Source organism: Rhizobium sp. AN5, from assembly GCF_900215255.1.
GTDB classification, from domain to species: Bacteria; Pseudomonadota; Alphaproteobacteria; order Rhizobiales; family Rhizobiaceae; genus Agrobacterium; species Agrobacterium tumefaciens.
Map to the genome: position 1 here is coordinate 449,448 of NZ_OCMJ01000002.1, position 23,120 is coordinate 472,567.

Genomic DNA, 23,120 nt, shown 5'->3' on the forward strand with positions numbered 1-23,120 from the left:
GGCGTTCGAAAAAGGCCTGAAGGAAAGAGATATTGGCGTCACCTTTCCTACCTGCCCGTTTGGTACGTCGCAGCGGGCGGCATTTCGATTTTCAGCGTATTAAGCCTCTGCGCTAGCGCGGCTGCAAATCCGAAGCACTGATGGTTATCGCGGCGGGGTCTTTAACCTTGGGAGGCAGCATTCCGGCTTTGCGAAGTCCCTCTATCAGTCGGTCACGATCACCTGGCTGTACGTTCCGCATCGCCAGTTCTTCAACGACGTTTGGCAGGAAGTCCGGGCGCATTCGAACGAAAATCTCTGCCTCGTGCCGGGCTTGATCCATCATTCCGGCATCTGCGTATATGACCGCCGCAACCGCATGAAACAGCGGAAATTTTTGCATATCAGCCTTGGTGATCTCGCGGACGGCGGTTGAATTGTCGTGGAGCATGTAGGCTGCAAGAGCGCGTGTGCCGTTATAATAGCCGCTGCCGCCTGGGTTGAGTGCGATAGCCTGATCAAGTAGGTTGGCACCCCGTTGCCACTGGCCGCCAAGGGCTAGTCTGGTGCCGAACTCGCCCATCAACTCGGTGTCATTGGGGTTGGTAGCGAGGGCCACTTCGCCTACTCGCATCGCCTCGGTAAGCTCCCGGTTGAAAAACAGGGCCATCATCAACGCCTGAAGCCCCCGCGTGTTGCTCGCATCAAGCTGGGTCGACCGTCGCGCCGCGCGAAGCGCCCGCTGCAATGGTGTCTCCGGACCTTGGCCCCTATTGAATTTGAAGCGGTCTTCATCGAGATAGATGATTGATAGCATCGCCCAGGCAGTGGAAAAGGTCGGATACCGCGCAACGGATGTTTCCAGGCATTCGCGAACGTGTGCATGCTCTTCGGGGCTGAGCTCGCTACGATATGCGTAAAAGCGCAGGCTGCATTCGTATGCACCAAGATCCTGCGGTGGAGGATTTGCCGTGTCGGCCTGTGCCATCACACCATATGGCTGCGCAATGGCGGTGGCGACTCTTCTGGCCACGTCCGCCTGTATGGAAAACAGGTCTTTCGATCCGAGATCGTTGTCATAATCCCGCGACCAGACTATTTCGCCATCGTCGGTGTCAAGAAGACGGGCTGTCACGCGCAGGCTGTTTCCAGCAGTTCGCACCCCCCCGGTCAGAAGATACCGGGCCCCAAGCTCCTCCCTAACTTTGGATACATCGACGTCCGACGGCAGCGCTTTGGACGTCTCGCGACCAAAGACCTTGATCTCCTTGAAGCGGGGCAGGGCAGTCAGAAGCTCCTCCGTAAGCCCGAGGCTGTATAGCTGGGCGTTTGGTCCATCGCCCAAATTGGCGAAAGGAGCCACAATTAGGGCGGGTCTGTCGGGAGCCGTGCTTTCGGCTAACTCTTCTGTTGGCGCCAATCTTGAGTGACTTGAGAATTGATAGGCAGACGCAGCCATAAGCAGGACGAGGCAAGCAAGCGAAAGCCGCCTCACGCTCCACCATCGGACCATCGGCGATAGCTGTGATGTCGGAACGGACCCATTATCGACCTTCTTGGAAACCACCGCAGTATTCAATGAGAACACCGGGGCATATCCGCCCTTCGGTATGTCGATCCTGACCGGGTCCTTGTGACCTTCCACCAGATAATAACGTTCCAGCGAACGCCTTAGCCGCGCGGCCTCGATCCGTACGACCGGATCGTCCTGCGTGAAGCTTTCATTGCGGCCGAATACCTCAATTGCGATGGAGTAACCCTTGATGCGGGCGGCCCGCCCGGCGATGGCTTCTTCGACAACATATCGCAGAAACGCGGCACTTCGCCCCAAGCCGGGAAACTCCGCGCTCGCGATGATGCGTTCAAGTTGCGAGCGGATTTCCTCTTCTCCCGGAGGGTCTCGTGCTGCAGTTGAAGCCGTGGACACCGTCGTCTGCATAGCCGCCTCCCGTCCCCCCTCGAGATTCATCGCATGCGTGTAGTTTGTCGTGAGCTTACACCCGAGATATGGGCGCGTCCATTGTTCCGTCGAGCCCTCGCCTATGAAAGCCCGCTGTTTTTGTCTTTATATGCGCATAAGGCTAACGCCTTGAGCAAACGTTTCTTTAGTTGCGGTGCCCGACGATTGCACCCGATCGTGCATTTAAGATCAAGAGCGAGCTGGTTGCCATGTTCTTGGCTTCCCAACAGCATGTCTCCTGTGGTGCTATATTTCCATCATCTATGCCGACTGATATGTCCGCTTTCCGTGGACGGCAACGCCGTGGTTTCGACTGTAACAGAGTTGGATCTGGCAACTGGGCAAAGCGCCTGCATTCCAGTCGTGAATTGCGAGGCGCTATGGCCGCCTGCAAGCAACAATTGTCGGGCCTCCTGCAAGCTGAGATGCTTTTGGTACTGACTAGGAACGAACCCTGTTATCGCCAGAAAATGGCGATGCAGGCTTGCGCGGCTCATGCCGCTGGCATCGCGATTTTCGACAGGGTAGATGCGGTGTTCGCGCCTCTTTTGCGGTACTTCGGTTTCATCGACCCGCCATAACGCAGATGATATTTCAGGGTCTCCCGCGCGTCACGCGATGGCGCGAGGCTTTGGCTCTACGAGCGAGCGTCGTCGCAGCGGTCAGTCAGGACTACGGTCAGCGGTTCAAGCAACATCTGGCCGCGCACCGGGTGCTTTTGGCGGATTGATGCCCCCCAGGCCAGCCTTTGCTCGCTTGGTGTCTTGACCCGGGGGCGCTCCGAAGAGGCGCTTGTACTCACGGCTGAACTGCGAGGCGCTCTCATAGCCGACGGCGAACGCAACTTCGGCTGCACCTGCCTGGTTCGCGATCATGCGTCGGCGGGCCTCATGGAGCCGGATATATTTCTGATACTGAAGCGGGCTGACAGCGGCGACGGCTTTGAAGCGATCGTAAAAGACGGATACACTCATGCCGGCAAGTGCCGCGACCGCCTTGAAATCGAGACGCTCGGCGTAGTGGTCGCGTATCCAGGCCATTGCCTTTCGAATGTGCATCAGACGCGAGTCTGCGCCGGCAATCTGACGGAGCAGGCCGCCATGCGGCCCCATCAGCAGCCGAAACATCAGCTCATGCTCCAGAGACTGAGCCATGACCGGGATTTCGGTTGGGCGATCGAGCAGTTCTACCAATCTCCCCCAAGCACCGAGAAGCGACGCGCTCGCGGTGCTAACGCCGTATCCCGATTCCATCGGCAACTCTGGCATCGCTGCCATCTCAAGGACGAGGTCGGACAGCATAGGCGGGTCCAGATATAAACCGATTGCGACAAACGGTCTGTCTGGCGACGCTTCGCAAACTTGGCCCAAGGCAGCAATCTCGGCCGCGACGATCATGCTTTGGCCGGGTCCGTATTCAAACATCTTGTCGCCGATAAACATGCGCTGCGTACCCTGGATCACCAGGGACGCCGCAGGATCGTAGATCAGCGGATCGACCTCGGTCGTATGGTCGAGAGTATACGCGAACAGTCGCGGCAATTTAAGGCTGGGACGGCCAGCATGGCGTATAGCGATGGCGCGTATTCTGTCGAGTTCGGTCATGGAGTCCCCCTAAGTCGATTGCCCAGTTCTATCAAGCATTCCGGAAGATCGGGCAAGAGTGACGGAAGTTTCGGCATCGTGGCATTGGGGTCGAAATCCTACTATCGCGGCAAGACAGACGCCAACGGGGCTTCTGATGGCCCAGGAGAAACTGCCATGCCCACCCCAATCGAAACCGTTTCGGCTTTTTGCGCCACGTTCGTTGAAGACGGCGGAAGGCCAGCCGTGCGCCGCTGGTTCACACCCGCCACGCGCTGGGTCAATGAAGGCGTGTCGGTCACGACGGGCGTCGACGAGGCCATTGCGATGATCGACGGACTGGAGACATCGCTGGGAATCTCGACAGTCCATATCGATATGCTCGCGATTGCCGCCGATGGATCCCGCGTTCTCACCGAAAGGCTTGACCGGTTCGAGCGTGCCGACGGCAGTGAAATTGGGCGCGTGATGATCATGGGAATTTTCGAGCTCGAAGGCGACAAGATTGTCGAATGGCGGGACTATTTCGACGTAACCGCCGTCAAGAAGTTCTCTAATGGCTAGCACGGCAGCTTGCGAACGATGATGTTGAGTGCAGGGACTGTTGTCTCCGCACTCAACACAAGGCAGTCGACTGGACTTTCGACGACAGGCCGCAATCCTGCCAAAGCAGATAGGCCACGTTCCGAGGGTTTCGCACCGCAAAGACTTCAAATTGTCAGTAGGTCTTTAGCTGGAAGCGAATTGTCATGTCTTTCGAGAAACTCCACCATGGCAGCCTTGAGCGCCACGCCACTGACGCGGGTCCTCATCATATCCCTGGTCAGCGTCGCAATGATCTCGGCAGCTTCGCAGACCGGCAGACCACCATCCCTGATATTGGAGACACAATTTCGGCTGGAATCCAGGTTTCCCGACTTGGGACCGTAAGTGATATAAGCACCGAGGCTGTCGGCAGCTGAAAGTCCCGGACGTTCGCCGACAAGCACGATCGTCAGTTTTGCACCTAATGCCTCACCGGCAGGATCGCCGAGCGCGACGCGCGCCTGGCTCGCCAGCACAATTGGTGCAGCCGTCAGGTTCAGGATAGCGAGCTTCGGAACAAGCGCCTCGATCAACGGCACGGCATTGAGATCGATTGCGTGGGACGACAGGCCATCCGCGACGATAATTGCGACATCATAGCCATTGATCGTTCTCTCATGTTTCAGCCGTTTTTCGGATTCCGCCGCAAGCCGTCGGCCAAGATCCGGCCGCCGCACATAGATGCTGCGGTCACTTGCCATGCTATCGACATTGACAGCCGGAAGGCCGAGACAATCGAGCCTGTCTGCCAGCGAGGGCCGGTCGACGCTCGTCCAGACCGCCTCGCGCGCCCGCGCGTGGTCGAGAAGGAAGGCGAGTTGAGCGCGTGTCGGAAGACCCGCGCCATGACGGCCGAGCGAAACACGCGCATCGGTCATATCCTTGATAGTGAGGTTTTTTCCGGCAGCAGTGGATTCTCGCACCTTTTCCATGTCAGGCTCCGATCAATGCGCTGTTGCGGACATAATTGGAAAGCGCGACAGGCTCGCCGACCAGCGCGCCATCTGGATCGGTCAGGCCGATTTCGAAAAGCCATTTCTCGAACTCTGGTGCGGGTGGCCGCTTCAGCGTCTCGCGGCAATAGACGGCATCGTGATGCGATAGCGACTGGTAGTTCAACATGATATCGTCGGCGCCGGGAACGGTGATGACGAAATTGACATTGGCTGCGCAGAGGAGCGTCAACAGCGTATCCATGTCTTCCTGATCAGCATCGGCATGGTTGGTGTAGCAGACGTCGACGCCCATTGGCAGGCCAAGGAGCTTGCCGCAGAAATGATCCTCGATGCCGGCACGGATGATCTGCTTGCCGTTGAACAAATATTCCGGCCCGATGAAACCGACGACCGTGTTGACGAGCATCGGATCGAACTCGCGCGCCACCGCATAGGCCCGTGCCTCCATCGTCTGCTGGTCGACGCCGAAATGCGCATCGGCCGAAAGCGCCGCGCCCTGCCCAGTCTCGAAATACATGACGTTTGCGCCCGGCATGCCCCGACCCAGCGACCGCCCCGCCTCATGTGCCTCCTTCAGAAGCGCCAGATCGACGCCGAAGCCGCGATTGGCCTTTTCCGATCCCGCCACCGACTGGAAGACGAGATCGACCGGCGCACCGCGTTCGATTGCCTGGATGGCCGTCGTTACATGGCCAAGGCAACAGGTCTGTGTCGGGATCGCAAGCTTTTCCCGCAATTCGTCGAGCAAGGAAACGATGCGGATATAGTCATCTGTCGCATCGGTCGCGGGATTGACGCCAATCACGGCATCTCCCGAGCCCATCAGCAGCCCGTCAATGGCAGACGCTATGATACCGCGGCTGTCATCGGTCGGGTGGTTGGGCTGGTTGCGGGTGGAAAGCCGCCCGGCGAGCCCGATCGTGTTGCGGAATCGCGTCACGACACGTCGCTTGGCAGAAACAGCTATCATGTCCTGCAGGCGCATGATCTTCGAAACGGCCGCGACCATTTCCGGCGTCAGTCCGAAGGTCACCGCCTCCAGCCGCTCATGCGTCGTCTCGGGCTTGAGCAGCCATTCGCGGAATTCACCGACAGTAAGCGAGGAAACTGCGGAAAAGGCTGCCGGATCGTGCCGCTGCGCGATCAGTCGGGAAACTTCGTCATCCTCCGACGAAATGAGCTCCTCGCCGAGAAATGCTTTCAAGGGGAGATCGGCCAGCGCCATCTGGGCTGCCAAGCGCTCTACCGGGCCTTGCGCCGCAATGCCGGCCAGCTGGTCGCCGGAGCGCTCGGGGGTTGCTTTCGCCAGCAGCATTTTCAGGTCATCAAAGCGGAAGACAGTCTGCTCGATTGTCGTCGTATAGGGCATTTTTTCACGTCACCGGTTGAGGAGGGCCAGGGCTTCGTCATGAAGTCTCGGGGTGGCCGACGCCAGAACCCGTCCATCGGAATGGATCGAAAGCGCATTGCCCCGCCAGTCGGTAATGCATCCGCCGGCACCCGTCACAACGGGCACGAGAGCCATGTAGTCGTAAGGTTGAAGTCTCGTCTCGAGAGCGATGTCGCAATGGCCGGAAGCGATCAGACCATAGATATAGCAGTCTCCACCGAAACGCCGCAGCCTGGCTTTGCGGGAGAGACGCTCGAAGCTTTCGGCTTCGCTGCCCAGGAACATATCCGGCGAAGTCGTATAAAAACGCGCGCTGGAGATGTTTTCGCAGCCACTCGCGTGGGCCGGCTTGCCAGCAAAGAGTGTCTCTCCCGGCCGGCCCTGCCAGCGTTCGCCGGTGGCTGGAATATCGATCAGACCACAGAATGGCTTTTCCTGAAATGTCAGTGAGACAAGCGTACCAAACAGCGGAAAACCGGTGATGAAGCTCTTGGTGCCGTCGATTGGGTCCAGCACCCATGTAAAGGCGTTACCTTCCTTTACGCCGAACTCCTCACCATGGATGCCGTGATCGGGAAAACTCGCCTCGATCATCTCGCGGAGATGTTTTTCGATCGCCCGGTCGGCGATTGTCACCGGGCTCTCGTCGAGTTTTGAGATCACGTCGAGCGGCGTCCGGAAATAGGAGAGCGCCAGCGGACGCGCGGCGTCGGCAAGTTCCGCGGCGAAGGTGATATAGGTCGCAGCTTCTTGCGGGCTGATATCGGTGACGGGCATCAAAGGGCTTTCAGGAACAGGGGCCAACGGGGATCGTGGATGATCGAGCGGGCGCGCATATGCTTCCAGATTCCGTACTTGTAAAAGTCGAAATCGAGGGTCGATATCCGGTTTTGTACCATCGCCCAGGTGCTCCACTTGATGTCGGCGAGTGCCTTGTGGACGATGAAGCGAGCGTGATGCGCCTTGTCGTAACGACCGAAATACTCCTCGATTATCTCGCAGTCGGTCGCCTCGGAATAGAACATCTCGCCACTCCAGATCGCGAGATCGTAGAGCCTCTCATTGTTCGACGCATATTCGAAATCGATCAGCTTGATCGACTTGTCGTCACCGATCAGGAAATTGCCCGGCATCGGGTCATTGAAACAGGGAACCAGATCGAGCCCGGATGCCTCAAACGCGGCGCGCGCCTGTCTGTAGTTGCGGAAGAGCCAGTTGTGGTCGAGCGGCCAGTGGCCGTCAAGCTGGCGCACTTGGTCGAAATGTTCATCGATCATGTCGAAGACGGTTTTTGTCAGCGGCAGGGCAGGGGCGTCGTGAAACTGCCGGTACACGCGCACCGCTTCGTTGCGGATCGCCGGGTCTGCAAAATCCCTATGTGTCGAGGCGCGGCGACCGTCGATGAACTCGGCGATTTCGATGTCGAGGTGATCGAGATAGTCGAATGTCTTCGGGCCGATGCCGATCACTTCTGCCTGCTTGCTGGCGGCAGCGGCGGCCTTGCGATCGATGAACATCTCGGTGCCGCGGCCGGGAATCTTTAGAAAATACCCACGCTCTTCGCCTTCGACCTCGATGCGGAAATTGGTGTTGCTGATACCGCCGGAAACCGGACTGTAGCGCAGCCGCCGTCCTTCCCAAGGTGGCACCTGGATGATTGCAGCCTCAACTGCCTGTTCGGCATCGGATCGTGCCATTCCCAGTTCATTCATAGGCTTGTTCCCGTTATTGTTTCTAGCCCGTTGTCGTTATCGTATGCCTAAAGCGCTCTCAGCCTGGCCTCGAAATCCGGCTGACCGAGCAGCATCCGGCACCGCAGGAACCGCCAGCCGGCATATTTCAGGAATTCGACACCCCGCGGCGGCGAACGAAGCTCCAGTACGAGGCTGCGCAACGCCCAGTAGAGGTCGTCTGCCGCCGCATAGACACGGCAGCGGTTGAAGGTTCTTTCGCTGAAACCTCCATCATGCATTTCCAGCAAGGGCCTCATCTGGCTTTCGAACTGGTAGAGTTCGTTCATCTGAACGCCGAGCTGGTAATAGGGGTCGATGTCGGCGGCCATGTCGAAGTCCACGAGCTGCATTTTCCCGTCTGGGCCTAGCATGACATTCGAAGCCTGCGGATCACCATGGGCCGGTTTCAGGTCCACGCCGGCCGCTGAAACTGCCTCGCGGATGGGCGTCATCCAGGAGAGCATCCATTCGACATCGCCGGGCAGGCTGGTGTCACCGGCACTCACGATCGCCCAGAGCTGATCGATGCCGTCGAAGACTGACCATGTTCGGCCGGTGGAAACACTCCCTGCGATCGTCGTCTGCATCTCGATCAGGCGGGCAACAGTTTTCGGCTGCATCAGATCGTCGATCCTTGCCGCTCGCCAGCCGTCGCCAAGTCGGGCAAACAGCATGCTGGCCGTCCCGGCATCGTAACCAATCGGCTCAGGCGAAAGACCAAGGCTGTGAAAACGGTTTGCCGCAGCATTTGCGGTCTCGGCATCCACGAGATCGGTTACCTCATCGGCACCGAGACGCAGGAAATAACGTGCCTCCCCGCCTGTCGGCGCGACCACGAAACCGCAGGATTCGACGGCATGATAGGACGGCGATGCGACAGCTGCCGTCCCCGGCGCATAGGAAGGGGTGTCGCCAATCACTGCGGAAAAGACTGAAAGCGCCTTCTCCGCGCGGGCTTCCATCGGTGATTCAGGAGAGCCCGATCTCTTCATTCGGCAGCCTCGCTGAGTTCGACAACTTTCAAACCTTCACAGGCGATCTTGTAAAGCATGTCTGCCACTATCTGGGTGCCAAGGGCCTGGTCTTCAGGCGAGGTATACTCGGTCGGGTGGTGGATGACGCCGTCACGGCTCTGAACCGCCAGTACCACCGCCGGGCAGACATCGGAGACGGCAACGGCATCATGGCCGCCGATCGTATCGAGGTGACGGGCGCTCTGGCCGAGATGCGCCGCAGCACTTTGCGCAAGCGTCACCAGGCCCGGCGCGAACCTTCCCGCCTTGCGGCGGTCGATGGAGCGGACCTCCGAGGTGACGCCGGCTTTCATCGCCGCTTCCTCGATCTTGATCTTCATCTTGCGTTCCGCCTCCGTCAGGACGTCTGGCGATCCCGAGCGCAGCTCGATGAACAGCACGGCTTCGGCCGGCACGACATTGGGTGAATTGGGGAAGACTTCCAGTCGGCCAACCGACGTATGCAGGTCCAGCCCGTGTTCGGTCGATATCTGCTTGAGATCGGCGATCAGATAGGCAGCAGCAAGCAGCGCATCCTTGCGATCTGCCATCGGGGTTGCGCCGGTATGTGCCTGGCGTCCATGGAAGGCGAGGCGATATTTTGTCGCGCCCCAGAACCGCGTGAAGATACCGAACCGCTCCCCGGCGCGGCTGAGCGTCGTGTCACCTTCTATATGCAGCTCGATCAATGCGTCGGGAATTTCCACCTTTTCCTTGCCAGCATAACCGATTTCGTCCAACGACTGGCGCACCGTAATGCCATCGCCGTCGGCCCGTTCCAGCGCCCATTCCAGGTCAATGGCGCCGGTAAACACGCTGCTGCCGAGCAGGCTCGGCTGGAAACGGGCGCCTTCCTCATTGGTCCAGTTGACGATCTGGAAGTTGCAGGCGGACAACCTGCCTTCCGCCTTGAGACGTTCGCTGACGGACAAAACCGCCTCGCAGGCGGCGATGACGCCAAGCGCTCCGTCGAAACGACCGCCGTTCGGCTGGCTGTCGATATGGGAACCGACCATGACGACGGGCGCATTTGCGCCCGCCAAGGTCATCTTGCCGAACTGGTTGCCGATCGCGTCTACGGCCTGCTCGAAGCCGTTTTCGGCAAACCAGTGCCCCAGCCAGTCGCGCGCCATTCCGTCTTCCCTGGAAAGCGTCAGGCGGGTCATCGAGCCATCGGGGCCGCCGCCAAAAGTGGAGAGGGTCTCCATCAACATCTGGAGCCGCTCGGCATTGATCGGGACAGGGGAGGAGGAGACGTCAGGCATGTATGATTTCCACTTTGGATTGATTGAATTGATCTGAAAATTCCCGCGCGATGACGCCGCTGGTCACCACCGCGTCGATTTCGCTGAGGCCGAATGTGTGGATGGAGCCGAGACGACCAAACTTGGAACTGTCGGCAACAATGATCGAACGTTTTGCCTGGGCCTTGGCGACGCGGCGCAGGATCGCCTCGTCCTCGCCGAAATCCATGAACCCGCGTTCGGCGTGAATGGCGCTGATGGCGATAATCGCGAGATCGAAGAAATGCTCCTTCAGCGCGGCCACGGTCTCATGGCCGTATGTCGCCTGATAATCTGGGCGCATGCGACCGCCAAGAACCCGCACACTTGCCTGCGGCAGATTGAAGAAGTGGGCTGCGACCGCCAGCGAATTACTGACAACGGTCAAGTCCTTGCGCGTCTCGATATGTTTCAGGCAGGCAATCGTTGTGGTGCCGGTATCGATGAACACCTTCATGCCGTCCTCGACCAGCGACGCTGCCGCCTCGCCGATCTTGGCTTTCTCGCGTGAGCTGACACGCAGTCGGTCGGTAAACGGCTGATCGCTTTCCTGCTGGTCAAGGACCGCGCCGCCATAGACGCGGCGGGCATAACCGCGCATCTCAAGTTCCTTGAGGTCGCGCCGGATCGACTCCTGGCTGACCTGCAGATAATCGGCAAGCTCCCTCACATTGACGCGCTGGGTTTGCTTCAGCATGTCGAGGATAAGCTTGAGGCGATGTTCGGTGAAACTCATGAATGCACCCTGGATTCTAGTGATCGTTGCGGCCCCGTCTGTGGCGCCGCAACCATGGTCAGGCTAAAGCCATTTGACGTGTTGCGTCATCGAGAGCCACTGGCTGGATGAGATGACAGGCGGCGAAATCCTGGCTGCCACGCGCGGTAAGCGCGGGCTGCAGGCTGCCGCATTTCTCCATCGCACGCGGACAGCGCGACTTGAAGCTGCAACCTGGAGGAATATCGATCGGGCTTGGCGGTTCACCTTCCAGAAGGCAGTCTTCCGCCTTGTAGCGGCGTTCTTCAAGTGTCGGCATCGCGCTGAGCAACGCCATTGTGTAAGGATGTCCGGGATCGAAGAACAACCGCTCGTTATCAGCCAGTTCGAAGACCTCGCCGAGATACATTACCGCCACCCGGTTGCAGACCTTGCGGACCATCGCAAGGTCGTGGGAGATAAAGATGTAAGTGAGGCCGTATTCCTTCTGCAGCTTCTGGAAAAGATCGAGAAGCTTGAACTGTTCTGTCTGGTCCAGGGCAGAAAGCGTTTCGTCCATGATCAGTATTTCAGGCTCCAGAACCAGCGCACGGGCAACGTTGATGCGCTGGCGCTGGCCGGCACTCAGGCCGATCGGCAATTCCTCGTAGAGATCGGCGGAGAGGCCGACTTCGCCCATGACCTTCAGCACCCGCTCACGAATTTTGGCACTGTCCTTCCATCCGTGCGTGCGAAGTGGGCCCTCCAGCATCTTCCCGACCGATGTGCGTGGCGGCAGGGAGCCGAACGGATCCTGCAGTACCATTTGCAGCTTCTTGCGGAAGGTCAGAAGGTCTTTGCCACCGAGCATGGCGATATCGTCGGCACCGCACAGAACCTGGCCGGAGCTCGGCAGTTCCAGCCTGCTCAGAAGCCGCATCAGCGTCGACTTGCCACAACCGGATTCACCGACGATCGCGAAACTGTCGCCGCGCCGGACATCGAATGTGACGTTGCGAACCGCACGCACATGGTTGAAGCCACCGAAGCCGGTCTTCTTCTTTACCCTGTAGACCTGTGAGGCGTCGCGCAGGCTCAAGACAACGTCGCGTTTGTCGTTGAGACGCGGCATCTCGGTCTTTTCGATCCAGATCTTCGGCGTCTGTTCAACAAGCTCTTTCGTATAGGCATATGCAGGGGCAGCGATCAGCTTTTCGGTTTCCTGTTCCTCGACGATGCGACCTTTCTCCATCACCAAAATCCGGTTGCAGGCTTCGCGGGCAACGGGAAGTGAGGAGGAGACGAACAGCACAGCGGTATTGAAACCGTCGGTCAGTTCCTTCATCAGACGGATGACCTGGGCTGCGACGGTAACGTCGAGCGGCTGGGTGACGTTATCTGCAATCAGCAGCGCCGGGTTCGTCACCAACGCATCAACGATCAGTGCGCGCTGCATCATGCCGCCGGAAAACTGCGAAGGGTAGTCGCTGAAACGGCTGCGAGCCGAGGGAATGCGGACGGCCTCCAGAAGCTCGATCGTGCGCTTTTCCGCCTCTCTGCGCGAGGTGCCTGGAACGACCGCACGCAGCTTCTCGACGATCTGGACGCCGACCGGCAGCGTCGGATCGAGTGCACCCATCGGATTGGCGCCGACATAGGCGACCCGGCGGCGCAGGGTACGCATCTCGTTCTCGGAGATGCCGTAAATATCCTTGCCTTCGAAGAGGACGCTGCCGGAACGCACGGAAAGCGGCGGCTCCAGCCAGTTGACGACTGCCTTGGACAGCACCGTCTTGCCGGCTCCGCTGGCCCCGACCACACCGACGATCTCTCGCGGCGCGAGGCTGAAGGAGATATTGTCCAGAATAATCTTCGCCTTATCCGAGCGACCGGCATTAACGGTGAGGTTTTTCAGCTCAAGAAGCGGCTTGATCATCACTCGGACCCTCCGTGGATGGTGTTGCGGGCCCGTTCCAGCGAAGCGCCTATGAGATTGATGCTGGTTAAAGTGAGGCCGAGGAAAATGCCAGGCATGGTAGCGATCCACCAGGCGTTCAGAAGATACTTTCGGCCATCGGCAATGATATTGCCGAAGGTCGGCGTCGGCGGCTGGACACCCAGGCCGAGGAAGCCGAGTGTCGATTCAAAGATCATCATGCGTGCCACATCAAGCACCGAGGTGAAGATCACCGGCGGCAGGAGCAGCGGCAGAAGCAGGCTGACGATGATGCGGAAATCGGTCGAGCCCCCAAGTTTGGCAGCGCGCACATATTCCCGCTGCCTTTCCGTCATTACAATGCTACGCATGATGCGCGCATAGACCGGCCAGCTTGAGAGACCAAGCACCAGGACGATGGCCGGAATTGTCGGGCGCGACACGCCAAGAACGGCGATCGCCAGAATGATCATCGGGATAGACAGCTGCGCATCGGTCAGACGCATGATCAGCATGTCGATACGACCGCCGAAGTAACCGGCGATCGTGCCGAGGGCGCAGCCGATGATGAGTGTCACTGCAACCGATGCAATCCCGATCAGGAAGGAATAACGCAGGCCGACAAGCGACCTCACCAGCATGTCGCGGCCAATCTGATCGGTGCCAAGCGGGTGGCCCCAGCTCCAGTTGTCGCCGAAGAAAAGTGGCGGCAGAAGGCGGGCCTTCACATCCATCTTGGTCGGGTCGACGCCACTGATTTCCGGATAAAGTGCGGCGGCAATCGCAAGCAGCAGGAAGATCGTAAGGCCAATGCGAAAACCGGGCGTCGATGCGGCGCGATCGAATATGCGGCGCGCAATCGAGCGGCTTGCCATTTTCGATATGATCGGGGTGTCGAGTGCGGATGTGATGGACATCAGTATTCAAGCCTCGGATCGATGGTTGTTGCGACGAGATCGACGACAATGTTGATCAGTACAAAGATGGCGCTCGTGACGATCGCGATACCCTGGATCAACGGAAAGTCGCGCTGCAGCACGGCATTGATGGTCAGAAGGCCGAGCCCGGGATAATCGAAGATATATTCGACGATGATGACCCCGCCGAGCAGGCTGGAGAATTGCACACCGAGCAGGTTGAGAAGCGGCACCGATGCGTTGCGCAGGGCATGGTTGGAGATGATCCGCGAACGGCTCAGGCCACGTACGCGTCCGACTGCCACATAGGGCTCCATCATCTGGCTGGATACGGAACTGACCAGCGTGCGGATCAGCACCGGAGACAATTCGACCGCCAGCACGATTGCCGGCAAGATTGTGTAGGCAAAACCCTGATAGCCAATGGCAGGAAGCCATCCGAGCTTCACCGAGAAAAGCAATGCCAGAACGATGCCGAGCCAGAAATTCGGCAGCGAGATGAATATCGATGAGATGTAGAAGGCAAGCTTGTCTGGCCATCTGCCGATCGAAAGCCCGCCCGCAATGCCGATGATTGCCGAGAAGACCAGTGCAATCACCAGCGTCACGGCCGCCAGTTGAAGCGTCATTGGAAGTGCATCGAAAATCAGGTCGAAGACCTTTGCTCGTTCGCCGCGAGTTGAGTCGTTGAATGTCGCGCCACCGGTCGAGGCGCCGTTCGCCGGGCGCACGAAGGACTGGCCAAGATCGCCACGAACCACACCGCCCATATAGCGACCGAATTGCACCAGTATGGGATCGCGAAGGCCCATGTCGGTTGCGATCTTTTCGATCAGTGCTTCGGGCGCCATGCCGCCCGCCATAAGGCGTACCGGGTCACCCGGCACCACCCGCAAGAGGGTAAAGATCAGCAAGGACACAAGGAATATGATGATGGCGCCCTGCATGAGGCGTCGCATCAGGAAGTTCACGGCAAACATTCAGTCACTCCGCTCGAAAAGTCACGGGCAAGTCCACACGCCGCCTGATCGCGGCGTGTGGCTGATCACGGTCAGGCAGCAGGTTTGGCGGCGTCGATCGACCCGTCGGGATAGATGTACATGCCCTCAAAGTCCTTCTGCATTGCGTGGATCATCACGGATGTGAACAGCGAGAGTGCCGGCATCTTGGCGGTGATGAGAGGCATGGTCTCTTCCTGAAGGATCTTCTTGCGCTCTTCCAGCGTCGGTGCCGAACGTTCCTTGTCGAGGCTGGCATCGATCTCCTTGTCCTCGATGCCGCAGATGCGGTGCGAGGTGGAATGGAAATGGGTGCGCAGCACCAGATCCGGTTCCGGAGACGCTGTCGACCAGCCGCAATCGACCATATGGCCCGGGCCGCCGCCGGGGCGATGATACAGTTGCTCGTTCCAGGCCGCAGGTTCAAGCACGGTCAGGCTGACGTTAAATCCCTGCTCCTGCAGCATGGCGGTCAGCATCTCGCCATATTCCTTGGTCTTCGGATAGAAGCCAACGGACGTGATGTATTCAAGTGGCGGCAGGCCCTTGCCGTTTGGGAAACCGGCTTCGGCGAGCAAGGCTTGAGCCTTCTCGGGGTCGAATTTCGGGTAGTTCGCCAGATCGACATAGCCGAATTTGACCGGCGAGACGAAGTTCGACGAGGCATGGCCGGCCGAGCCCATCAGTTCCATGATCATGTCGCGATCGATCGAATGGCAGGCGGCAAGACGGATACGCGGATCGTCGAAAGGCGGTTTCGAGCAGCGGAACCACAGATACTTGTTCTCGACCGAAACGACCTTGTTGATGAAAATCGCCGGATTGTCCTTGATCGTGTCAACCTGTTCAGGCTCCAGACGTTCAACGATCGAAGCCTGGCCGTTCATCAGCGACAACATACGGGTGGTGGAGTCGCCTGTGAAAGTGAAGTTGATGCCGGGGATGGCCGGCTTGCCCTTGAAGTAGCCGTCATAGGCCTGCATCACGGTGTCGTTGCCGCGCTGTTCGACGAATTTAAAAGGACCGGTGCCGTTGAGCCGCTGGGAGAGCGGGCCGCCGGGGCCGCCGGCGACGTCCTTGGACGACATGATCGGCAGGAAGGATGCAAGAAAGATGAAGAGATGGGCCGGATAGCCGCCCTTGGATGTGTCGACGATGACGGTGTAATCGTCAGGTGTTTCGATCGTCAGCGTCTCGGTCGGGCCGGGATACCACTGCGCCGGACGATCTGCCCTGGAGCCGTATTCGAAGGTGGCCTTGACGTCTTCTGCCTTGAACGGCTTGCCGTCATGGAAGACGATGCCTTCTCGCAGCTTGATCTGTAGCCGGTGGGGGTCAAGCAGCTTGATGTCGGTGGCCAGTTCGTAGACGACCGCGCCGGGATCATCGAGTTTCATCGGCGTGCGGGTAAGAAAGCCCATGACGAAACCTTCGATATTCTTCTGAGAAAGTGTCGTATGAGCGGTCGGGTCCCAGTTGCCGGTGATGTTTTCAGCCGACAGGAAGGTCATGGTCTTGCCGGCCTGCGCGAAGGCCGGCGAGATGAAGAAGTCAGGATTGATCTGCATATAGCCAGCGACGGCGGCTGCGCCCGCGGATCCTTGCAGGAAGCGACGACGACTGAATTCTGAACCCATCGAGTTCCCCTTTTCTATTTTGAATAAACCGTCAAATCAGTCAAAACGGTCAAATCAGTCACAAGCAAACAGCGTGCCAATTCAATTTTCAGGCGGATATCGCGCTTTTGGGCCAGTGAAATTTGTGGGATTTGACCATTTATTGGTCTAATGAGAAAGAATTAAGCGGCCAACAAGATCGCTAAAATCACGGGGTTATTTCTGCCGTTGAAGCGGCGGACTGCTGATCGTTGTCAGGATGTGACCGAAAATAACGGCGGCGGTGACTGCAAGCGCCGCCGGATTGAAATTGCTACGAGAGTTCAACTGAATATTTCGGTTGCTCTTCTTTGTGTGCTTTCTGGAGAGCGGCACCTCCGTCCTCGATCCCACAGGCCCGCCCGATCGATGCGGTCATTCAGGATCTGTGGGCGCCTCCGGTAAATGATCAGCTGATCTGATAGTCGCTAGCCGTCTTTTAAGCGACCGGTGCGATATGCACCTCGCAGGATTGAAAAATTTTTGACTCAGAGGAAAGCGGTGTCTTCCTATCACATGGAATAAGCGCGACAGGCCTTTCCGGTAACTGCCACGGTGAAATTGATGGCTTGAATACACCAACAGCGGGCCGCACATCCGCCGATCCGTTTCGTGCAAGCCCGCCCGCAGTTGTGCTGTGGCCTCATCTCTCTGCCGCCTCAGTTGATCACCTGATCCTTCATAGTGACTAACGCTGTACGATGGGTGATCGCGATTACAGTGACGTCGCTGGCGGCAGATATCAGCCGCTCTCCTGTTCTTTCAATATCCCAATGAACTGCTCGTCCGTGAATGCTTGGTGCTGCCCGTCTCTTCAGAGCAACCGACCCTACCAGGATTTGAAGGAAGTTTTGCGGCTCAGGTCACCGGCCACCCGCCGGAAGCCAGTTAGATTGCAGGCGTCCAGTAGGTCTGCGCGACGTCATTGAAGGTCCGACCTGAGTGGATTAAATCAACCTCAGTCCCGTACCGGGATCAAACACGTGAAGGTCGGACGAGGCCACTTCAACACCAAGCACCTCGCCGATGGCGGGTCTTATGTCTGCAGGAACAGAAATATTGATCTCGTGGCGGTGCAGAACCAACCATAAGTCATCATTGGAACTGTAAACTGCGAGGCCCCGTGATGGAACCCCTCCAAGTTTCATAAACCGCTGATGCCAGGTCTTGCTGCTATCTCAAAAGTCCGTAGTGGCTGGCGGCTCGCCCTACCGTCTGCCACTGAGGACCGCGAAACGCCATGCCTTGAAGCTGCAGTCCACCTCGGAAAATCCGGTGTCGTGCATCCATTGCAACTGGTTTTCGATAGGGGAGCAACGATCGTGGGACATCCGCTCGAGCGCTTTGGCGATTTCCGCTTCGGATACGCCCAGCCTCCTGACCTGTTGCAGCCAGATACGGGCGTAACGGGCCTCTACCTCGCAATCATGGCTGAGGACCTGCTCGGCGTTGACGAACAGGCCACCCTCCGACAAGGCACTCCGAATTTCACCGAAGAGATGCTTTTTCGAGGCGTCTTCCAGATGATGGATCGCCAATGCCGAAATGATGAGATCCCACGGACCGCCGAGTTCGGCATCGGACATGTCGGCCACGGCATAGGTAATGGCCGGATTACCATCGAAGCGTTGCCGGGCCTGCTCGAGCATCTTTTCGGAGGCATCGACGAGGTGGATCTGGGCATCTGGGTGGCGGGTCAGCAGCATTGCGGTAAAAAGGCCGGTGCCAGCGCCAAGATCGAGTACACGCAGTTTTTCGGCGTCCCGCCAGTCGTCGATCAAGTCGAGTGCTGTGCCGTAAAACGCATCGAAACAGGGAATAAGGCTGCGCCGAAGGACGTCGTAGCCGGATGCATCCCGATTAAAGACGGGTAAGGACGAAACATTTATTTGTGCCATGGTGCGGCTCAACCTTTCAGGATTTGTAATCTACTTCGCCGTGACGGTGGGGATCAGGCTCGGGTTCAATGAATAGGTCGCTATCGCCTCGCCGCTTGAAAGGATGTGGCCCGCCATGGCTTTTTCCACGTCTTCGCCAGTAAACGGTCCCGAAAGGCCCAGTGTCGCAACGTCGAGCGCGACCACTTCAAGGGTGTAGTGGTGAACGCGCTGGTCGTTCATGGGCGGGCAGGGGCCGTCGTAACCGCCATAGGTGCCGGCCATGCCATCAGTTTTGGCCAGAAAACTCGTATAGACATTGGCGCCGCGGAGTCCGTGAGGCGTCATGCCGATTGGCTTGCCGCCCAGCACGAGACCCTCGCTTTCCGCACCTTCGCCGATGGACGTGATGCCGGCGGGAATATCGGTCAGAATCCAGTGGAAAACGCCGATCCGCGGCGCGTCGGCTGGAATTGTGGTGCCGGGTTTATTGATGAGGTTGAAATCTTGCGGTACGTCCGGATCGGTGAGCAGCAAGGCATACGACCTGGTACCCTCGGGGCCCTCCGACCATGAGACCCCCGGGCTCACGTCCTTCGCCCCTATCCCGGGCCGACAGAAGGCGGCAGAGTCTGCAAACCTGCCAGAGCGGTCAAGCCCTTCGATCTTTACGGACAGCGTGGAGTCAGCGGCCATGGGCGCCGTCGCCGAAAATGCGGCGGCCACGATAATGGCGGCACATATGCTTCTTTTATTCCTGGTCATTGTTCGTCTCGCCTGGTTGATTTCAGTCGAGCATAGGGAACTATGTCAGCGCGGGTGGGCCAGATCTGATCAGCAATGAGCCTGGAGCGGTCAGGCTAATGGTTTTTTACGTGCCCTGCGAACGGTCGAAGGAGCCTGTCCGAAGGCATCCTGGAAGTGCCGCGAGAAGTGTGAACGCGAGGCGTAGCCGGTAGCGGCAATTGCGTCGGCGACATCTGCATCCCGATCCGAGAGGATGAGGTAAGCGGCTTGCATTCTTTCGGCGAGTAACAGCGCGCGGAGCGAGTGGTTTTCGTCGCGCAGTCGCCGCCGCAGGGTGGACTCTGACATCGACAGGGACGCGGCGATCGCGGCGGTTGACCACGCGTGATCGAGCCGGTGGCGGATCAGGAGCCGCACCGCCTCTGTGACTGAGCTATCGACATATTTGGGCATCAATGGCAGCGCACCCTGCTCGGCCAGGATAAGCAGAACCTCGAGAACACGGTGATCCACGACGCGCCGGGAAAGGTCGAGTGCACCCGCCAGCGCCTCGCCACTATGGATGATTGCCGAGCAGAGCGTCGGACTGATCGTGATGGGCGAGCCGAGGGGTACGTCGCGCATGGTGAGTTGTGGCCAAAGGCGTGCCGCCTCAATGACCAGGGTGCGAGAGAAGCGGACGAACAGGGCGCGATAGACGCCAGTGTCGGCATCTGGTTCATTGACAACATCAACCTCCGCACCGGCCGGCAGTACGAAGGCGTCGCCGGGTTGGTAGATATTGCGTTTCGCGCCCCACAGCACTTCTTTGCGGCCTTCGATGACGATGACGAGGCCGGCGGCGGGCATACTAAGCTCGGAAATGGTTTCCCGGTGACGGGCAACGAAGGCCGAGATGAACGGTGGATCTTCGTTTTCGAGCAGTAAGCGCGTGTCGCGCTCGGCCAGCGGGCGAAGGGCATCAACCAGACGCCGCCGTAGTGTTTTGTCGCTGTCACGCATTGAACAATGCCATCTCGAATTGTATCAGGCGTCATTGCTATGTTGAAATCGAGTCGCTGTCGATATGCCGCCGAAGGGCGCTGAAAACGGAAAGGCAATGTCTGCCATTGGCGATCTTTTTGGAGGGCTACAAGCTCTGGGATGGTGGGATATTGCAAGCCGGCAAAGCGACGTTATCTTGGTCGTAGAAACTGTCATCGCGCCTGAACGCAGGGTGCTGAATGCCGAAACGGTCGGAATTAAGTTTAGAACTGGTCAAAGCGGTCGCCGCGTTTGACGGCAGCTATTTCACGCTCGCCGCGATAAGTCAGACGGTCCGGTTCCGCCCCAAGGCGAAAACAACTTCCTTTTTGCACCATCAAGTCGCACATTCCGCCAGAGGTGCATCCCATAGCGGTCGCTCCTGTTTCGGAATGATGGAGTTGCCGGCCGAGCTGTGTTGGGTTCGTGGCGTCGGCTTACGGAACGAGGTCACAATTGATGCCGCCGCAGAAACGCTAACATATGCTGAGACTGTCTGATCTTTCTTCAATTGGAGTTCGAGCCCTGATGTCGATTTCCGATACGATCTATCGACCCTTTGAAACGCTGATCCAACCCCTCGACATCCCCTATCAGCCGTTGCCCGCGAATGGCCCGGTTGCTGTTCTCCTGCACTTCATCCGGATGTTCCGCGGCATCCTGCTCGTGCTCGCCCTTTCGACAATGGCAATCGAGGCCATGAATCTTACTATCATTTGGGGCCTTTCGGTCATTGTTGATGGCGTAACGCAACAGGGCGCAAGCGCCTTCCTGCACAATGAATGGTTGTTTCTGACCTTGCTTGGCCTGATGCTCTTCCCCGCGATCCCGATTGGCTCCTTCTTCGTCAACACGCTGAACTCGCATACGCTTGGAATTGGTATGCCTGCCGCCATTCAGTGGCAGGGCCACAAGGCGGTGGAGCGGCAGGACCTGGCCTTTTTCCATGATCTCTATGCTGGTCAGGTCGCCTCGCGTCTGCAGCAGGTGGCCTCGGCCGTGCAGCAGCAGATCATATCGGCCTTCCAGTCCATCCCACGCTTCGTGATGCAAATGGCTGGGTCGGTCATTCTCTTGAGCGCACTCTCCTGGCAGCTCGCCTTGCCGACCATCGTCTGGATCACGCTCAACGTTCTGCTCGCAGTCAGGCTGGCACCTGTTTTTACCGAGCGCTCGCGTCGTTCTGCCAAGCGGCGCAGCCTGATTTCTGGCGCCATCACTGATCTCTACGGCAATATGCAGATGGTGAAGCAGTTTGCCGCCGAAGACAGCGAGGCGGGCGCTATCCGCGGCATTATTGCCAAGGCCATCAATGCGCAACAAAGTGAACAGCGGATCTACCGCACCTCAGAGGTCATCGTCGTTGTCCTCAACATGATGCATTGGCTGGCGATACTGTCGATCGGCTTTACCGGGCTTGTCGATGGTTTCGTCACGATCGGCGAATTCACGGCTGCCGTTTACGTCCTCAGCCGGCTGTCTGCTCACACCTTCACGTTCCTGCAGATGGGCCAACAGATCTTCCAGGCAGTCGGTACGATCAAGGATGCCATGCCCGTCATGACGACACCGCCCACCATCACCGATCGTCCAGACGCGGCGGAACTTGCCATTCGCCACGGGGAAATCCGCTTCGAGAACGTCCGTTTCGCCTACAAGACTGGCAAGCCGGTTATCGATGATCTCTCGCTGACGATCCGTCCCGGTGAAAAGGTTGGACTCGTCGGGCTTTCGGGGGCTGGCAAGAGCACACTCGCCAATCTCCTGCTGCGCTTCTACGACATCCAGGACGGCGCGATCCTGATCGACGAAAAGGATATTCGTTCGGTCACCCAATCGAGTCTGCGCCGCGCGATTGGCGTTATAGCCCAGGATGTGTCTCTGCTGCATCGTTCGGTCGGTGATAATATCCGCTATGGGCGGCCGCAGGCGAGCGCGCAGGAGGTGGAAGATGTCGCCAGAATGGCTGCTGCCGACACCTTCATAGCCGAACTCTCCGATAGCGATGGCCGCAAGGGCTACGACGCCTACGTCGGTGACCGCGGCATCAAACTTTCCGGCGGCCAACGCCAGCGTGTCGCGATCGCCCGCGTTCTCCTGAAAAACGCTCCGATCCTGATCCTCGATGAAGCAACCTCGGCCCTCGACAGCGAATCCGAAGCCGCCATTCAGGAGAAGCTTGATCTTGTAATGCAAGGCAAAACGGTCATCGCCATTGCCCACCGCCTTTCGACCATCTCCAGCATGGACCGTATCGTAGTGCTCGAAAACGGTCGCATAATCGAGGAAGGCCCACCGGGGGAGCTAATTGAAACCAATGGTCTTTTCGCGCGGCTGTGGCGGCGGCAGACAGGTGGATTTATTCCTGACGACATCAACTGAACTCGCCTTTGCGGTAAAACCCCAGTCATTCGCGACGCATTCCGGATTTGTTTGCTGAACAGATGATCCGCTTCACGGTGAATATTGTTCCTTCTCCAAAGGGCGGCGGACAATGCCAGAGTCGTCCTCGGCTCCCTGTTTAACCTGAAGCGTCGCGCGTTCTTCCTCCGGCCAATCGTGGCCGAAGGAGAACTCAAATCGATATCCCAAATATGATCCAGCTGGATTGGGGCGACCGGCACGCACCTGGCCCATCCAATGGAACTCTTCCAGCGCCCGGCGATCAAATTCTGATCGCCCATAGGAGGTGAAAATTGGATAAAAAAGGGGTCAATGTTCCGTGCTGATTTATCCTTCGCACATGCGCTGACTTGGGCGCTACCGAAGTACGAATTTTATCGAGATAGAC

The 23,120-nt window shown here is 58.4% G+C and carries 19 protein-coding genes and 1 pseudogene; 3 read left to right on the forward strand and 17 right to left on the reverse strand.

The window, feature by feature from the left end:
* Nucleotides 1–112 precede the first annotated feature (112 nt).
* The 3 genes and pseudogenes from CRP02_RS03035 to CRP02_RS03050 all read right to left on the reverse strand — a co-directional run bounded on the left by CRP02_RS03035 (nucleotide 113) and on the right by CRP02_RS03050 (nucleotide 3,543).
* A complete protein-coding gene (locus tag CRP02_RS03035; RefSeq protein ID WP_097170190.1) occupies nucleotides 113–1,918 on the reverse strand; it encodes an adenylate cyclase in 1,806 nt (601 codons plus the stop codon).
* Between the two features lie 350 nt (nucleotides 1,919–2,268).
* A pseudogene (locus CRP02_RS27865) lies at nucleotides 2,269–2,448 on the reverse strand (helix-turn-helix domain-containing protein); the annotation flags it as partial.
* 177 nt (nucleotides 2,449–2,625) lie between these two features.
* Nucleotides 2,626–3,543, reverse strand: coding sequence for an AraC family transcriptional regulator (locus CRP02_RS03050; RefSeq protein ID WP_097170192.1), 918 nt, complete (start codon nucleotides 3,541–3,543; stop codon nucleotides 2,626–2,628).
* Between the two features lie 156 nt (nucleotides 3,544–3,699).
* On the opposite strand from CRP02_RS03050, the gene CRP02_RS03055 reads away from it, so the two are divergent.
* On the forward strand, nucleotides 3,700–4,086 hold the full coding sequence (locus tag CRP02_RS03055; protein WP_097170193.1) for a limonene-1,2-epoxide hydrolase: 387 nt from the start codon (nucleotides 3,700–3,702) through the stop codon (nucleotides 4,084–4,086).
* Nucleotides 4,087–4,232: 146 nt separating this feature from the next.
* Here CRP02_RS03055 and eutC read toward each other — a convergent pair whose 3' ends face one another.
* The 14 genes from eutC to CRP02_RS03130 form a co-directional block, all read right to left on the reverse strand.
* A complete protein-coding gene (eutC, locus tag CRP02_RS03060; RefSeq protein ID WP_097170194.1) occupies nucleotides 4,233–5,039 on the reverse strand; it encodes an ethanolamine ammonia-lyase subunit EutC in 807 nt (268 codons plus the stop codon).
* Nucleotide 5,040: 1 nt separating this feature from the next.
* On the reverse strand, nucleotides 5,041–6,432 hold the full coding sequence (locus CRP02_RS03065; protein ID WP_097099185.1) for an ethanolamine ammonia-lyase subunit EutB: 1,392 nt from the start codon (nucleotides 6,430–6,432) through the stop codon (nucleotides 5,041–5,043).
* Nucleotides 6,433–6,441: 9 nt separating this feature from the next.
* Nucleotides 6,442–7,230: a histidinol-phosphatase gene (gene hisN / locus CRP02_RS03070; protein ID WP_097170195.1), complete on the reverse strand. Its 789-nt coding sequence runs from the start codon at nucleotides 7,228–7,230 to the stop codon at nucleotides 6,442–6,444.
* Nucleotides 7,230–8,165: a choline/ethanolamine kinase family protein gene (locus CRP02_RS03075; RefSeq protein WP_097099187.1), complete on the reverse strand. Its 936-nt coding sequence runs from the start codon at nucleotides 8,163–8,165 to the stop codon at nucleotides 7,230–7,232. Before CRP02_RS03075 ends, hisN begins: the two co-directional genes overlap by 1 nt.
* A gap of 47 nt (nucleotides 8,166–8,212) precedes the next feature.
* Nucleotides 8,213–9,178, reverse strand: coding sequence for a phosphotransferase (locus CRP02_RS03080; protein WP_236772585.1), 966 nt, complete (start codon nucleotides 9,176–9,178; stop codon nucleotides 8,213–8,215).
* Nucleotides 9,175–10,464: a Zn-dependent hydrolase gene (locus tag CRP02_RS03085; RefSeq protein WP_097099189.1), complete on the reverse strand. Its 1,290-nt coding sequence runs from the start codon at nucleotides 10,462–10,464 to the stop codon at nucleotides 9,175–9,177. The genes CRP02_RS03080 and CRP02_RS03085 overlap by 4 nt, the downstream gene beginning before the upstream one ends.
* Nucleotides 10,457–11,218, reverse strand: coding sequence for a DeoR/GlpR family DNA-binding transcription regulator (locus CRP02_RS03090; protein WP_013637571.1), 762 nt, complete (start codon nucleotides 11,216–11,218; stop codon nucleotides 10,457–10,459). Before CRP02_RS03090 ends, CRP02_RS03085 begins: the two co-directional genes overlap by 8 nt.
* A 58-nt stretch (nucleotides 11,219–11,276) precedes the next feature.
* Nucleotides 11,277–13,112 carry an ABC transporter ATP-binding protein gene (locus CRP02_RS03095; RefSeq protein WP_097170197.1) on the reverse strand — a complete coding sequence of 612 codons (1,836 nt, stop codon included), beginning with the start codon at nucleotides 13,110–13,112 and terminating at the stop codon, nucleotides 11,277–11,279.
* Nucleotides 13,112–14,029, reverse strand: a complete 918-nt coding sequence (locus CRP02_RS03100) for an ABC transporter permease (protein ID WP_038497239.1) — start codon at nucleotides 14,027–14,029, stop codon at nucleotides 13,112–13,114. The genes CRP02_RS03095 and CRP02_RS03100 overlap by 1 nt, the downstream gene beginning before the upstream one ends.
* Entirely contained in the window at nucleotides 14,029–15,009 is a 981-nt protein-coding gene (locus CRP02_RS03105) for an ABC transporter permease (RefSeq protein ID WP_038497236.1), read from the reverse strand. The genes CRP02_RS03100 and CRP02_RS03105 overlap by 1 nt, the downstream gene beginning before the upstream one ends.
* Before the next feature lie 71 nt (nucleotides 15,010–15,080).
* Nucleotides 15,081–16,664 (reverse strand): ABC transporter substrate-binding protein, encoded by a 1,584-nt coding sequence (locus CRP02_RS03110; RefSeq protein WP_097170198.1) that lies wholly within the window; start codon nucleotides 16,662–16,664, stop codon nucleotides 15,081–15,083.
* Between the two features lie 1,226 nt (nucleotides 16,665–17,890).
* On the reverse strand, nucleotides 17,891–18,580 hold the full coding sequence (locus tag CRP02_RS03120) for a class I SAM-dependent methyltransferase (RefSeq protein ID WP_179783923.1): 690 nt from the start codon (nucleotides 18,578–18,580) through the stop codon (nucleotides 17,891–17,893).
* A gap of 30 nt (nucleotides 18,581–18,610) precedes the next feature.
* Nucleotides 18,611–19,324 (reverse strand): YbhB/YbcL family Raf kinase inhibitor-like protein, encoded by a 714-nt coding sequence (locus CRP02_RS03125; RefSeq protein WP_097170200.1) that lies wholly within the window; start codon nucleotides 19,322–19,324, stop codon nucleotides 18,611–18,613.
* A gap of 90 nt (nucleotides 19,325–19,414) precedes the next feature.
* A complete protein-coding gene (locus CRP02_RS03130) occupies nucleotides 19,415–20,308 on the reverse strand; it encodes a helix-turn-helix domain-containing protein (protein WP_097170201.1) in 894 nt (297 codons plus the stop codon).
* A 97-nt stretch (nucleotides 20,309–20,405) separates the two neighbouring features.
* Here CRP02_RS03130 and CRP02_RS27705 point away from each other — a divergent pair, with 97 nt between their 5' ends.
* Nucleotides 20,406–20,585: a hypothetical protein gene (locus tag CRP02_RS27705; protein WP_097170202.1), complete on the forward strand. Its 180-nt coding sequence runs from the start codon at nucleotides 20,406–20,408 to the stop codon at nucleotides 20,583–20,585.
* A gap of 272 nt (nucleotides 20,586–20,857) precedes the next feature.
* A complete protein-coding gene (locus CRP02_RS03140) occupies nucleotides 20,858–22,711 on the forward strand; it encodes an ABC transporter ATP-binding protein (RefSeq protein WP_097170203.1) in 1,854 nt (617 codons plus the stop codon).
* The last annotated feature ends 409 nt before the right edge of the window (nucleotides 22,712–23,120 follow it).